Annotated in this window: 13 protein-coding genes; 10 read left to right on the top strand and 3 right to left on the bottom strand. The window is 71.8% G+C overall.

Going from position 1 to position 13,625, the window contains the following annotated elements:
• Positions 1 to 37: 37 nt before the first annotated feature.
• Positions 38 to 1,222 carry an ROK family transcriptional regulator gene (locus tag QFZ76_RS05395; RefSeq protein WP_307672609.1) on the bottom strand — a complete coding sequence of 395 codons (1,185 nt, stop codon included), beginning with the start codon at positions 1,220 to 1,222 and terminating at the stop codon, positions 38 to 40.
• A gap of 231 nt (positions 1,223 to 1,453) precedes the next feature.
• Here QFZ76_RS05395 and QFZ76_RS05400 point away from each other — a divergent pair, with 231 nt between their 5' ends.
• The 5 genes from QFZ76_RS05400 to QFZ76_RS05420 all read left to right on the top strand — a co-directional run bounded on the left by QFZ76_RS05400 (position 1,454) and on the right by QFZ76_RS05420 (position 7,907).
• Complete coding sequence (locus QFZ76_RS05400) at positions 1,454 to 2,695, top strand: serine hydrolase (protein WP_307672610.1); 1,242 nt, start codon at positions 1,454 to 1,456, stop codon at positions 2,693 to 2,695.
• Between the two features lie 93 nt (positions 2,696 to 2,788).
• Entirely contained in the window at positions 2,789 to 4,162 is a 1,374-nt protein-coding gene (locus QFZ76_RS05405) for a CAP domain-containing protein (RefSeq protein WP_307672611.1), read from the top strand.
• Between the two features lie 92 nt (positions 4,163 to 4,254).
• The gene (locus QFZ76_RS05410; RefSeq protein ID WP_307672612.1) at positions 4,255 to 4,932 is read left to right on the top strand and encodes an AIM24 family protein; all 678 of its coding nucleotides are present in this window, start codon (positions 4,255 to 4,257) and stop codon (positions 4,930 to 4,932) included.
• Between the two features lie 211 nt (positions 4,933 to 5,143).
• On the top strand, positions 5,144 to 6,103 hold the full coding sequence (locus QFZ76_RS05415) for a threonine/serine dehydratase (RefSeq protein WP_307672613.1): 960 nt from the start codon (positions 5,144 to 5,146) through the stop codon (positions 6,101 to 6,103).
• Positions 6,104 to 6,269: 166 nt separating this feature from the next.
• A complete protein-coding gene (locus tag QFZ76_RS05420; protein ID WP_307672614.1) occupies positions 6,270 to 7,907 on the top strand; it encodes a serine/threonine-protein kinase in 1,638 nt (545 codons plus the stop codon).
• On the opposite strand, the gene QFZ76_RS05425 is transcribed toward QFZ76_RS05420, so the two are convergent.
• The gene (locus tag QFZ76_RS05425; RefSeq protein WP_307672615.1) at positions 7,899 to 9,362 is read right to left on the bottom strand and encodes a serine hydrolase; all 1,464 of its coding nucleotides are present in this window, start codon (positions 9,360 to 9,362) and stop codon (positions 7,899 to 7,901) included. The genes QFZ76_RS05420 and QFZ76_RS05425 overlap by 9 nt on opposite strands.
• A gap of 86 nt (positions 9,363 to 9,448) precedes the next feature.
• Here QFZ76_RS05425 and QFZ76_RS05430 point away from each other — a divergent pair, with 86 nt between their 5' ends.
• From QFZ76_RS05430 to QFZ76_RS05440, 3 genes are all read left to right on the top strand, one after another.
• Complete coding sequence (locus tag QFZ76_RS05430; RefSeq protein ID WP_307672616.1) at positions 9,449 to 10,420, top strand: LLM class F420-dependent oxidoreductase; 972 nt, start codon at positions 9,449 to 9,451, stop codon at positions 10,418 to 10,420.
• Between the two features lie 96 nt (positions 10,421 to 10,516).
• Positions 10,517 to 11,542 carry a hypothetical protein gene (locus tag QFZ76_RS05435; RefSeq protein ID WP_307672617.1) on the top strand — a complete coding sequence of 342 codons (1,026 nt, stop codon included), beginning with the start codon at positions 10,517 to 10,519 and terminating at the stop codon, positions 11,540 to 11,542.
• Between the two features lie 68 nt (positions 11,543 to 11,610).
• The gene (locus tag QFZ76_RS05440; protein ID WP_307672618.1) at positions 11,611 to 12,036 is read left to right on the top strand and encodes an SsgA family sporulation/cell division regulator; all 426 of its coding nucleotides are present in this window, start codon (positions 11,611 to 11,613) and stop codon (positions 12,034 to 12,036) included.
• 24 nt (positions 12,037 to 12,060) lie between these two features.
• On the opposite strand, the gene QFZ76_RS05445 is transcribed toward QFZ76_RS05440, so the two are convergent.
• Positions 12,061 to 12,561: a DUF6328 family protein gene (locus QFZ76_RS05445; RefSeq protein ID WP_307672619.1), complete on the bottom strand. Its 501-nt coding sequence runs from the start codon at positions 12,559 to 12,561 to the stop codon at positions 12,061 to 12,063.
• A gap of 181 nt (positions 12,562 to 12,742) precedes the next feature.
• On the opposite strand from QFZ76_RS05445, the gene QFZ76_RS05450 reads away from it, so the two are divergent.
• Together QFZ76_RS05450 and QFZ76_RS05455 are read left to right on the top strand one after the other, a co-directional pair.
• Positions 12,743 to 13,171 carry a hypothetical protein gene (locus QFZ76_RS05450; protein ID WP_307672620.1) on the top strand — a complete coding sequence of 143 codons (429 nt, stop codon included), beginning with the start codon at positions 12,743 to 12,745 and terminating at the stop codon, positions 13,169 to 13,171.
• Between the two features lie 112 nt (positions 13,172 to 13,283).
• Positions 13,284 to 13,625 (top strand): hypothetical protein, encoded by a 342-nt coding sequence (locus QFZ76_RS05455; RefSeq protein WP_307672621.1) that lies wholly within the window; start codon positions 13,284 to 13,286, stop codon positions 13,623 to 13,625.

The raw sequence follows: 13,625 nt of genomic DNA on the forward strand, positions 1-13,625 counted from the left end.
TGGGTGTCGGCTCTGCGGGTGGGGGATCGGGGGCGCGTTACGGCGCGCCCTGGGTGTCGGCTCGGAGGAAGGACTGGATCGCGGTGGCCGCGGCCCCGCGCGCCCACTCCTCGAAGGGCAGCGGGCGGGTCTGTACGTCGCACTGCGCGGCGGAACCGAAGGCGGCCGCGGTGAAGGCGTCGCGGATCTGCTCGGCGAACAGGTCGTGGGCGGCCAGTCCCTCGCCGGAGATGATCACGCGCTCGGGGCCGAGCAGGTTGGCGACGGTGGCGATGCCGCGGCCGATCGCCTCGCCCGCGCGCGCGTACGCCTCGCGGGCTCCGGGAACCCCACGGCGGGCGAGCCGTACGGCCGACGCGGTGTCGGTGACGTCGACGCCCGTGGTCTCGCGGATCCGCCGCAGGATCGCGGCGTCCCCCGCGATCGCCTCCACGCAGCCGCGGTTGCCGCAGTGGCACAGGGGTCCGGCCGGGTCGACGGTCACATGGCCGATCTCGCCCGCCACGCCATGCGCACCGGCGACCACCTTGCCGTGCACCACGAGACCGCAGCCGATGCCGGCGCCGACCGTCACCACGGCGAAGTCGGACAGGCCGGCGCCCGCGCCGAACCACTGCTCGGCGACGGTCAGCGCGCGCACGTCGTTGTCGACGGTGACCGGCAACCCCGTGGTGGTGGCGGCGAGTTCGGCGAGCGGGACGTCGCGCCACTCCAGGAAGGGCGAGTAACGGACGACTCCCGCGCCCCGGTCGACGTCGCCGGAGACGGCGATGCCGAGACCCAGGACTCCCACGCCGAGGCCGTCCGCCTCAACGAGGAGTTCCTGGACCACCTCCGCGGTCGCGGCCAGCACCACCTTGAGGTCACGGTCCGTCAGCGGTACGTGGCGGGCGGCGCGGATCCGGCAGCACAGGTCGGTGAGCACGCCGATGATCTCGTCGCCGGTCACCTTGATCCCGAGGAACAGCGCCCGGCCGCCGTCGACCCGCACCAGGTTCGCCGGCCGCCCGAGCGCGGGACGCGCCTCCTCGTCGGCGTCCTCCACCAGGTACCCGGCCTCGATCAGGGGCCGGACCGCCTTGGTGACGGCGGCCGGGGACAGTCCGGCGCGCCGCGCCAGCTCCAGGCGGGTGAGGGGGCCTTGGGACAGGACGACGGTGAAGATCTGTGCGGCGGCCGGGGTGTTGACGGGGAAGGTCTCGGCGCGGTGGGTGAAGCGCATGGCCGGGAACCTAGAGGGGTTCTTTTCCGTCGTCAATAAAAGAAGCAGAATTGACGGCCCGCTGGATGGCCGGTCCCTGCGGAACGACAGCGAACCAAGGGCCGAAATGGTCGATTTCATGCGATTAAGCGGCAATACTGCGCGAATCCGCATCGCGCAGTGATCAGCGAATCTCCAACCGTCTGTCCGCTGTGCCGATGTGACTCGTCGACAGGAAGAGAGAGCAGTCGCATGGCATCAGCAACGGTGCGCAGGGGCACGGTGGTGGGGGCGGTCCTGCTGTCCCTGCTGGCGGTTCCCGCACAGGCCGCACCCCGGGAATCGACGGCCTCCGAGACCGGGACCACCGCGCCGGGCGCGCTTCCGGAACCCGACCTGACCGGTCTGCGCGGAGTCCTGCGCACGGCGTTGAAGCAGGGCGCACCCGGCGCGCTGGCCCGGATCGACCACGCCGACGGCACGGTCCGTCTGGCCGTCGAGGGCGTCGCCGACCGGAAGACACAGCGGGCCATCGGCGAGACCGACCGCTTCCGCATCGGCAGCGTCACCAAGGTCTTCACCGCGACGGTGCTGCTGCAACTGGTCGACGAGAAGAAGCTGACGCTCGACTCGTCGGTCAACCGCTATCTGCCCGGCCTGCTGCCCGACAGCCGGATCACGGTGCGGCACGTGCTGAGCCATCGCAGCGGGCTGTACGACTACACGAACGAGATGTTCGCGAGGACCGTCCCCGGGTTCGAGGCGGTCCGCACCAAGGCCTTCACCCTCCGTCAGCTGGTGGAGCGGTCACTGCGCCGGCCGCGGACCGGCGCGCCGGGCGCCGGCTACTCGTACTCCAACACCAACTTCGTCATCGCGGGGATGCTCGTCAGGAAGCTGACCGGCCACTCCCTGCGGACCGAGTACCAAAGCCGGATCATCGAGCCGCTGAAGCTGCGCGACACCTTCTACGTCCATCCGGCCACAGAGATCCCCGGCCGCCACGCCCGCGGCTACCTCACCCCGGACCAGGCGGGCTCCGCCATGGTCGACGCCACCAGGCAGACGGCGTCCTGGGCCCAGAGCGCCGGCGCGCTCATCTCCAGCACCCGGGACCTCAACACCTTCCTCGCGGCACTGCTCGGCGGCCGGCTGACCTCGGCCGCGCAACTGGCGCAGATGCAGCGGTGGGTGCCGGCGGGCGGTTCGCAGGCCTACGGGCTCGGGCTGCGCCGCCGCACCCTGTCGTGCGGTGTGTCCGTGTACGGCCACACGGGGGCCGTCCAGGGCTACTACACGTACGCCTTCACCACGAAGCACGGCGGGCGCAGCCTCAGCGCGCTCGCCACCACGTCCAACAACGGGACGGTCCTCAACACGATGCTGGGCACGCTGGAGTCGGCGTTCTGCGGCAAGCGGTCGAAGGCTGCGCGTGGTTCCGCCACGCCGGTCGAGCGGCACGAGGACATCGCTCCGGGAATCGCCCTGGACTGACCGCGGGACAGGCGGGCGGGGAACGCTCACGCGCCTGCGCACGTTGTCCGGACGACCCCCAGGGGTCCCGAGCGACGACAGCAGGGCGGCACGATGAGCGAGTTGGTCCCCGGGGGCAATCTGCCCCTCCCGGGCGGTGCCGTCACCGTCCGGGTCCCCGGCCCGTTCGACGTGTCCGCGCTCATCACGGACGACGACGGCAAGGTCGGGGGCGACGACGACTTCGTCTTCTACAACCAGCCGGCCACTCAGGGCGCCCGCCTGCACGGCGACACCCTGATCGTCGACCCGTCGCGGCTGCGCGCCGGCGCCACCCGCCTCACGGTGGTCGTCAGCCCCGCCGATCCCGCCACTCCCCTGGGCCGGCTGCCCGCCCCCACCCTCCACGTCACCAACGCGAGCGGCCGTCCCCTCGCCCGGTTCGTCCCGTCACGCCCGAGCCAGGAGACCGTCCTGCTGCTCGCGGAGATCTACCGACGCGGCGACGGCTGGAAGCTGCGGGCGCTGGGGCAGGGATACACCGACGGCCTGGCGGGCCTGGCCCGCGACTTCGGAGTGGACGTCGCCGACGCCCCACCAGCGCCGACGACCCGCCCGACGCCGCCCGCCTCCTTGCCGACAGCCCGGCCGCCACTGCCGTCCGTACCGTCGCTGCCGCCACGGACGGCACGCCAGATCGTGTCGGCACCCGACCCCGACGGCTTCCTCGGCCTCGTCAACTCCGCCCGGGCCGCGGTCGGTGCACCGCCGGTCGCCCTCGATGCCCGCCTGGCCGCCGCGGCACGCGCCCACGCGTCCGCCATGGCCTCGGCGGGGCGGCTCGGCGTCGAGGGCGCGGACGGGGTCTCCGTCCACCAGCGCGTCACCGCCGCCGGATACGCGTATGTCACCGTCGGCGAGCACCTGGTCTCCGGCCCGCGCACGCCGGCCGAGTTCGTCGCGTACTGCCTGCGCACCGAACAGCCGCGGCGCACCCTGCACAACCGGGCGTTCACCCACACCGGTCTGGGGTACGTCACCGACAGCCGCTCCGGTGACACGTTCTGGACCGCGCTGTGGGCCAGGCCCCTCACTCCGGCCGAACTGGCGCGCGCGCAGGCCGATGTCGTCGAGCTCACCAACCGTGAGCGCGCCCGGGCCGGGCTGCCGCCCCTCGCGCCGGACCCGCCGCTGACCGCCGCCGCGCAGGCCTACAGCACGGACATGGCGGCCCGCGCGTTCTACTCCCACACCTCGCCCGAAGGCACCCAGCCCTGGGACCGGGCCGCCGCGGCGGGTTCCACCCGGCGCTCGATCGGCGAGAACATCGCCTGCGGCCAGCGTTCCCCCGTCGACGTCGTGGAGGGCTGGATGAACAGCCCCGGTCACCGTGCCAACATCCTCAAGCCCGGCTTCACCCACATAGGGGTCGGCTTCGCGGGCGGCGGCCCCGCGGGCACGTACTGGACACAGCTGTTCGGCGCCTGAGGCAGGCGCCCCCAGCCGTCCCCAGCCGTCCCCGAAGAAACGCCCCGTCCGCGATCTTGGCGGAAGGCGTCCCTCCGGGCCAGGATGCCTGCATGAAGGGTGACCTGTTTTCAAGCGAGCACATGGTGCAGCCGGCCACAGCGCCGGGCATGACGGTCGAGAACTCCAAGTGCATCAGGTACGCGGTGCACGGCGAGATGCTCGCCCGCCAGGGGGCGATGGTCGCCTACCGCGGCAATCTCCAGTTCGAGCGCAAGGGCCAGGGCGTGGGTGGCATGCTCAAGCGCGCGGTCACCGGTGAGGGGCTCCCCCTCATGGCGGTGCGCGGGCAGGGCGAGGCGTGGTTCGCGCACGAGGCGCAGAGCTGCTTCGTCGTCGAGATCGACCCCGGCGACGAGTTCACCGTCAACGGCCGCAACGTCCTGTGTTTCGACGCCTCGTTGTCGTACCGCATCGCCACCGTGAAAGGCGCCGGCATGACCGGTGGTGGTTTGTTCAACAGCGTGTTCACCGGGCACGGCAAGCTCGGCCTGGTGTGCGACGGCACTCCGCTGGTCATTCCGGTCTCGCCGCAGTACCCGGTGTACGTGGACACGGACGCGGTCGTCGGCTGGACGGCGGGCCTGAAGACCTCGCTGCACCGCTCGCAGTCCATCGGGTCGATGCTGCGCGGCGGTTCCGGCGAGGCCGTGCAGCTGATGCTCGAGGGCCAGGGATATGTCGTGGTCCGGCCCAGCGAGGCCACGCCCCAGAAACCCCAGCAGCACTGAGGCCCCATGCAGTGATCTGCGCCTCAGGCCGCCGGGAACATCGCTGCGAGCTGGGCGAGCGCGACGGCGACACCAGCGGCCGGCGACCTGCGGTCGCTGCTGGGCTTCCTGGTACGGCGCGACCTCTGAGACCGGGTTGACCCGCGCCCGCCCCGCACGTCAGGGTGCGAGTCGGCGTGGATCATCGCCCCGCGCCGGGAGGATGACTGCCTTGATCGGGATCACGGACATCGAGAACGCGGCCGAGCGGATCGCCGGACACGTCGTACGCACCCCGACGGTGCCGAGCCCCGGCCTGTCCGCGCTGCTCGGTGCCCCCGTCACCGCGAAGCTCGAACTGCTCCAGCGCACCGGCTCGTTCAAGGCGCGCGGGGCGACGGCCAGGCTGCTCGCGCTGAACGGGGCCGAGCGAGCCGCCGGGGTGGTGGCGGTCAGCGGCGGCAACCACGGGATCGCCCTCGCCGTCATGGCGGCGGCCCTCGACGTGAAGGCGACGGTCGTCATGCCGCGTTCGGCGCCCGCCCGCTCCGTCGAGATCGTGCGGGAGGCGGGCGCGTCGGTGCAGCTGACCGACGACATGGACGGGGCCTTCTCACTCGTGACCCGGCTGCGCGACGAGGGGCTGACGCTGGTGCACCCGTTCGACGACCCCGTGGTGATCGCCGGACAGGGCACGGTCGGGCTGGAGTTCGCCGAGGACTCCGACGACCTCACCGACGTGCTGGTGAGTGTCGGCGGCGGCGGGCTGATCGCCGGTGTCGCGGCCGCGTTGCGGGCCCGCCGTCCGGGCCTGCGGATCTGGGGCGTGGAGACCGAGGGCGCCGAGGCCATGTCCCGGGCGCTGGCGGCGGGCGGTCCGGTGCCGGTCCCGCTGTCGTCGATCGTGTCCACGCTGAGCGCGCCCTCGGTGTCGCAGCTGACGTACGACCATGTGTCCGCCCTGGTCACCGAGGTGCTGGTGGTCCCCGACCGGGAGGCCGTGCGAGGCTCGCTGGAACTCGCCGACCACGCCAAGGTGTGGGCCGAACCGGCTGCCGGGTGCCTGCTTCCCGCGGCCCGGCGGGTCCTGGAGCGGGTCGGTGAGGGTGCCCGGCTGGGGCTCGTGGTCTGCGGGGGCAACGCGACGACCGGCGACGTGCTGGACTGGTCCGAGCGGTTCGGGCTGCGCTGAGTCGGGTCAACTCCGATCGCCGGACGGACAGTTCTTACTGAGCTGTCGTACAGCGGGTGAACAAATGAAAAGAGACGCCGTTCAGTTGAGAATTCATTGAACACATCCCGCCGCGGGCGCCGTACCTCTGTGAAAGGTGAGAGCCAGGGGTTCAGCGAGGGATGACATGGTCAAGGCGCACGTCTCCACACACGAGTTGGTCGCCGGAAGGTACCGGCTCCTGGAGGTCCTCCACCGCGAGACCAACCGTATCTGCTGGTACGGCGAGGACATCCAGGTCGAGCGCCCCTGTCTGCTCACCCAGATCGGGCTGCCGGCCGACCCGGACGGGGAGAGCACGCGCCGGGCCACCGCGCGGGTCATCCGTATGTCGGAGACCATGGCCCTGCTGTGCCCCGGCCGGGTCGCCCCGGTCGTCGACGCCATGGTGGAGTCCGACACGCTGTGGATCGTCACCGAGTGCATCGACGGCATCCCGTTGGGCGAAGTGATCGGCCGGCAGGGCTCGATCAACTACGTACGGGCGGCACGCATCGGTCTCGAGTTGCTCGACGTGCTGGAGGCGGCGCACGGCGAGGGCATCACGCACGGCGAACTCAGCCCCGGCCAGGTGTTCGTACGGGAGGGGGGCACGGTCGTCGTCACCGGCTTCGGCCTGGCCGGCGCGACCCTCGCGCCCCGGGTCACGGTGCCGTCGTACGCCTCCCCCGAGCAGGCCCGTGACGAGCGCATCGGGCCGGCCGCGGACCTGTGGGCGCTGGGCGCGATCCTCTACACGATGGTCGAGGGCCGTCCGCCCTTCCGGGACCGGGACCGGCCCGAGAGCACCCTGAAGGGCGTGGACCGGCTGCCGCTGCGGGCGCCGTTGCGGGCGGGGCCGCTCACCCGCACCGTGCAGGGGCTACTGCGCAAGAACTGCCAGGAGCGGCTGACCCGCCCGGTGGTCCGCGAGGCGCTCACCCGGGTTCTGAATGAGGACCCGGACATGGCCGTGAGTCCGATGCCCCGAACCCGGCTGCGCGGGATGTACACGGCGGGCCCGGGGTGGAGCAGGCGCACCATGGTCGCCGGAACCGCCCTGGCCGTCGTCACGGTCGCCGTCGCCGTCCTGGCCGTGACGCGCCAACTGCCGGGCACCAGCACCGCCGCGAGCGACGCGCCGCCGAGTCCGGCCCCCTCCGCCTCGGCCGTCGCGCCCGGCGGCGGCACCGACGGACAGGCCTCCCGACCACCGACGACGCCGACAGCCACACCACCGACGCCCACCCCCACACCAACTCCGACTCCGACTCCGACTCCCAAGCCGACACCGACGGCAACCCCCTCGGGCAACGCGCTGCCTTCCGGATACAGCGTCTACAGCTCCCCCGAGGGCTTCTCCGTGGCCCTCCCAGAAGGCTGGAAGCCGTTGGACACCACGCGCGCGGCCGACCTGGCGTACCGCGTGACCTTCGGCGCGAAGGGCGACCCGCGCACGCTCGCCGTCACCTACAGCGAACGCGTGGGCGAGGACGCCGTCGCCGTCTGGCGGGACGACGTCGAGCCGGAGCTCAAGACGTCGGGCGACTACCGGCGGATCGGCGAGATCAGCGCGACGACGTACCAGGGGCGCGAGGCCGCCGACATGGAGTGGCTGGCCGACGTCGACGGCACCCGCGTGCGCACGTTCGGCCGCGGCTTCCTCATCGGAGAAGGCCGCGGCTACTCGCTGCGCTGGACGACCCCGGCCACGGACTGGAACGACAGCGCGAACCGGGAGGCGCTGAACACCTTCCTCAAGACGTTCCGACAGCCCTCAGACTGACGGCCGTCGGGGAGCCTTCATCGAGCGGAGCCGCCCGCCGCTCAGCGGCTCCGGGCGCCATCGTGCCGTGAAGGTACGGTCCGAGAGCGAGCACGTCACCACCAGATGGTGCGGTGTCTCCAGGCAGGCCAGGTCGACTGCGAGGGTGTCCGCGTCGGTCCATCCCCCGCCCGCCGCGACGGGAAGCGGCTCCTCGGTGACAGTCCAACCACCCTGTCCCAGCGGCAGTTCCAGCCGGTGGCCGTCCTCGACGAGCGTCAGGCGCCAGCCGTCCCCGTCCACCGAGACCTGAGCTCCGGTCAGCGCAGGCAGGCTCTCGCGCACCACGTCGTCCGGGGCGAAATCGGCGCCGGACCAGGCCTCCGCCCGGTCCGGCGGCGCCGGCTTGCCGGGGAGGGTCGGCAGCGCCAGGTGGGCCATCCGTTCGGCCAGGGCCGCGTCCGTCGCCTGCCGGCCGGGCAGCGGTTCGGTCCCGAAGGCGGGCAGCAGATGCTCCCAGGCCAGGTTCAGGATCTGCGGCATGTCCTCGCTCGCCGAGGTCATCGCGACCACCACGTCGTACTCGGGCAGCACCAGGCAGTACTGCCCGTACGCCCCGTCGCCCCGGTAGCCGTGCCGCGACCGCCAGAACTGGAAGCCGTAGCCCTGCTGCCAGTCGGACCGTGCGCCCTCGGGCGTACCGTCGTCGTTCGCTGTGTGCACGCGCGTGGCCTCGGCCGCCCACCCCTCGGGCAGCAGCCGCTCGCCCTCCCACACGCCGTCCCGCAAGTAGAGCTGGCCGAGCCGGGCGATCGCGTCGGTGGTGGCGTGCAGCCCGCTGAAGCCCAGCTCACGGCCCGCCCGGTCGCGCGTCCAGGCCACCTCGCCGATGCCCAGCGGATCCAGCAGCCGCGGCCGCAGGTACTCGGTCAGCGACTGACCGGTCACACGTTCGATGATCGCGGACAGCGTGTAGGTGGTGGGCTGGTTGTAGGCGAACACGGTCCCCGGTTCCCGCTCCGGCGGCAGCAGCAGGAAACCCCGGACCAACTCGTCCCGGTCCAGTGCGCGCGCCCGGTCGTAGGTCTCGTCGAGGTGACCGCTGGACATGGACGCCACATGCCGTACGAGCATCGCGCGGCTGCGCGGATCGGTGATGTCGGCGTCGAACTCCGGGAAGTACGAGATGACCGGATCGTCCAGACCTATGAGCCCCTCGGCGACCGCGAAGCCCACGGCCGTCGCCGTGAAGCTCTTGCTGAGGGAGTACAGGAGGTGGAGGCGGTCCGGGGTGTACGGCGCCCACCAGCCGGACGCCACCACGTGATCGTGCCGCAGGATCATCAGGCCGTGCGGCTCGATGCCCGGGGCGGCTTCGAGGGCGTCGAGGAAGGCGTGGACACCCGACGCGTCGACGCCCTGGGCGGCCGGGGTACTCGTGGGCAGCGGGCGAAGGGACTCACGGCCAGTACTCATGAGGGCATCCTCTCCCGAGCCCTCGTCGTGATCGAGAGGCGGCGGTCGGCCTGTTTTCCCTGCCGCTCACCGGGGACTCAGGCCTTATGGTGCAAATCGGATACACGATGATGACCGAACAGGCCGGCCCCCGTGAGCTCGTCGACCATGTGGTCCGGGCCGAGGAGGCGGGCTACGACTTCTCGGTGACCTCGGACCACTACTTTCCGTGGTTGCGCACCCAGGGGCACTCGCCGTACGCATGGAGTGTGCTGGGCGCCGCGGCCCAGGCGACCTCGCGCATTCCGCTGATGACGTACGTCACCTGTCCCACCGTCCGCTACCACCCGGCGGTCGTGGCGCAGAAGGCGGCGACGATGCAGTTGCTGTCTGAGGGCCGGTTCCGGCTGGGGCTCGGCTCGGGCGAGAACCTCAACGAGCATGTGGTGGGCGGCGGCTGGCCGTCCGTCGACACGCGGCACGAGATGCTCGAGGAGGCGGTCGAGATCATCCGCGCGCTCTTCAGGGGCGGCCATGTGAACCACCACGGGACGCACTTCGACGTCGAGTCGGCCCGGCTGTGGGACCTTCCCGACCAGCCGCCGCCGATCGGCATCGCCGTCTCCGGCGAGCAGTCCTGCGCCCTCGCGGGCCGGCTGGCCGACCTGGTCATCGCCACCGAGCCCAAGGCGGGGCTCCTCGATGCCTTCGACCGGCACGGCGGCGCGGGCAAGCCGCGCGTGGGCCAGCTGCCGGTCTGCTACGACCCGGACCGGGACGCGGCGGTCAAGCGCGCCCACGCCCAGTTCCGCTGGTTCGGCAACGGCTGGAAGGTCAACTCCGAGCTGCCGCACCCGGATTCGTTCGAGTCGGCCACGCAGTTCGTCACCCCCGACGACGTCGCCGCCTCGATCCCGTGCGGCGACGACCCGGAGGACTTCGTCGAGGCGGTACGGCCGTACGCGGAGGCCGGTTTCACCGAGATCGCCCTGGTGCAGATCGGCGGGGAGTCGCAGCCCGAGTATCTCGACTGGGCGGGCAAGGCCCTGCTGCCGGAGCTGCGCGACGCGTTCGCCTGAGCGAGCCCGGGCCGCCCCGGCGGCACCCGCGGGTGCCACATAGGCTTCTGACCTGCACCGTGTGCGGTCCGACCAGCCTGCCCAGGAGAATCACCCGTGACCCTTGCGATCGTTCCGTCCGAGACGTCCCCCGTGCCCCTGTCCGACCTCGTGGCGCGGGACGCGCGCGAGTTCGGCGTCTACGCGCGAACCGGCGGATGGGCCTTCGGTCTGATGGTGGCGCGCAGCGTGCGGCCCGGCGGCCAGAGCGCGGACGAGACGCCGAAGGTGTCGGCGAAGGAGTTCGCCGAACTGGCCGGCTGTTCGCCCGAGCGTGTCATGCGCTACTACAAGGCCTGGGACCGGGCCGCCGACGACGGTCTCGTCCCCCACTTCGAGGCGCTCGCGCCCGGCCAGGAGGTGGAGCTGCCGGACGCCGACCTGTGGCTCGGCTACTACGTCTCCCGCTCCAGCGCCACCTCCGAGCGCGGCACCGCCATCACGGAGGCCGCCGAGGCCGAGGGCATCCGGCCGACCAAGGCGCTGGAGGTCGCCGAGAACCCGACCGCGCTGCGCGCGGCGATCCTCGCCGACCCCTCCACCGCCCGCGCGGCCCGCAGCGCGCTCCTGGACCGGCTGAGGGAGGACCCGGAGCTCCAGGCCGAGTTGGCGCGTGACGTCGTCCGCACCGACGACCTGAAGAAGGCCGTCGCCACCGAGAGCCGGGCGGCCGACCGGATCGGATACGTGCGCCAGATCGCCGAGTCCGGTCAGGTCAGGACGCCCGCCGGGCAGACGATCGACGCGCCCGTCGACCTCCGCCAGGAGGCCGAGCGGCACCTGTCGCTCCTCGACGAGCTGGAGGAGGACGAGGACACCGGCGAGTGGGCGACCGAGGCCTACGACACCATGAAGTCGCTCGTCGCCGATGCCGTGGAGGCCGACCCCGAACTGCGCGTCCTGGAACGGCGGACGAAGTTCTACAGCAGCCTGCAGAAGGCCACGAAGGTGTTCGAGGAGCTCACGTTCGACGACGCCCAGGAGTTCTACGAGGACGACATGGTCCAGCGCCTGGAGGAACTCCAGAACGCCATCGCCCTGTGCATCACGGAGCTGCGCGGAGCGCGTGGGATTCACCCGTAGGGCTGAGCATCTTGTGCGCGACGGGGGTACTAGAGGGCTCTACGACTGTTCCTTCCGGAGGCCCTCTCGTGAACTCCTTCGTGCACAAGACCCTCGTCGTGCAGCTCCAGGCCGGCGCCTCGGACCGCTTTCCGGTGCTCGCCCACCTGAGCTATGACGCGGCGGACCCGTTCGCCGTCACCGTGGTGTTCAGCCATGACGGCCGTGTGCTGGCGCGGTGGCGGCTGGACCGCGAGATGCTCACGGACGGTCTGGGCCGCCCGGTCGGCGTGGGCGACGTGCGCATGCGGCCGGTCTCGACCGGGGTCTGGGAGGAACTGCGCCTGGAGTTCCTCGGCGATGCCCGTCCCGACGGAGGCCGCCAGTGCGCCGTGGTCTACGCGTGGGCTCCGGCGCTCGCGACCTTTCTGCGGGAGACCCGCGAGGTCGTGGCGCCGGGGCGGGAGGAAGTGCGGATCGACGACTTCCTGCAGGAGGTCATCGCCGGGAGCTGACCGGGGCACCCGCACCGGGCGCCGTCACTTCGTCGTATGACGGAACCGCACCAGCAGCGGTACCAGGAACCAGCACAGCACGTACCAGACGACCACGCCCGCGACCAGCCAGGGCACGTACCCGTCGTGGGTCGCGACGCGCAGGATCAGCAGCAGGGCCGCGGTCAGGGTGGCGAGCAGCAGGATCAGGCCGACGAAGGTCAGCCGGGCGGCCCATTCGACGGTCTGCGGTTTGACCCTGCGCCCGACCACCAGACGGTGCAGGGACACCGGTCCGATCAGCGCACCGGTGGCGGCGGCGCCCAGGACGACCGTGACGATGTAGATGGTCTTGTCCGTGTCCGACAGGTCCACGTACCTGGGGGTGAACACGACGGTGAGCAGGAATCCGAACAGGATCTGCACGCCCGTCTGGGCGACCCTGACCTCCTGGATGAGTTCCGCCCACTTCCGGTCGGCTCTCTCCAGTTCGGTCTCGTGGCGCCCGGTGTTGGTCGTGTCCGCTGTGCTTCCGGTGGCCGACAAGCTTCCTCCCTGGCCGATCGAACCGCTTCGTTCCTGCCCCGCTTCGTTCCTGTGCACCGGCCCCGCTTCGTTCCTGTGCACCGGGTTCCCTGTTTCGCGCGTTTCTGACCGGTCGTGGCAGCGGAGGAAACGGCCGTGACGGAACGTGTTTGCGGACCCGTCGAACGGCAATCCGGATCCCATGACGGAATCGGACAAGGACACGAGCAAGAACTCAGCAGCCGCCAGGACCGCCGCCTCCAAGGCGCGGCAGAGCGCGGACAAGGCGACGGCCCCGGCCTCACAGACGGCGCGGGCGGCAGCCACGAAGACCGACGAGGCGGCGTCGACCGCCAAGGCAGGTGCGCAGCGGGCGGCCGACGCCACGAGCGCGGCCGCGCACACGGCGGCCAAGAGCGTCGAGGCGGGCCGGCAGGCGGTCGTCTCGGCCTCGGGCCAGGTCGCGGCCGGCGCGAAGACGGCGTGGACGGTGCTCAGCCACCGCAAGCTCGTCGCCGCGGGCGTCGGGGCGGGCCTGACCGCGCTGGGCGCCGCGTCCTTCGCGGCGGGCCGCCGGGCCGAGCGCCACACATACGGGCCGGTCACCCGGCTGACCGGCGGGCGCATCTGAGGGGCGGCTGTTTCGACGATCACCGGGCGGTTACACGGAGCCCGAGGCGAACGGCGTGACGGCCACGGCCGTCACGCCCCGCCCGATGACATCCAGCACCCGAGGAGTCCCGTTGACCACGCCCCGCACCGAACTCACCGTCACACTGTCCGGCGGCAGCGCCACCGACGCGCAGCAGGTCGTACGGGCCCTGGAGCCCGCCTTCGGCTCCCCCGACCGGCTGCCGACCGACGAGAACGCCACCGTTCACACGGCCACGTTCGCCGTCGGTGGGGCCGGGCATCCTCAGGGGAGCGTCGGCCGGCTGTCCACGCCGGTCACGGTCACCGTGCAGGGCACGCCGGAGGCCGTCGACAAGGCGAGCGAAACCCTGGCCCACGCCTTTTCCGCGCACGACCAGGGAACCGCGTCCGGCGACCAGGAGCAGGAACGCCAGCTGCTGCTCACGCCCTGA

This window comes from Streptomyces sp. V4I2 (genome assembly GCF_030817655.1).
Classification (GTDB): Bacteria; Actinomycetota; Actinomycetes; order Streptomycetales; family Streptomycetaceae; genus Streptomyces; species Streptomyces plumbiresistens.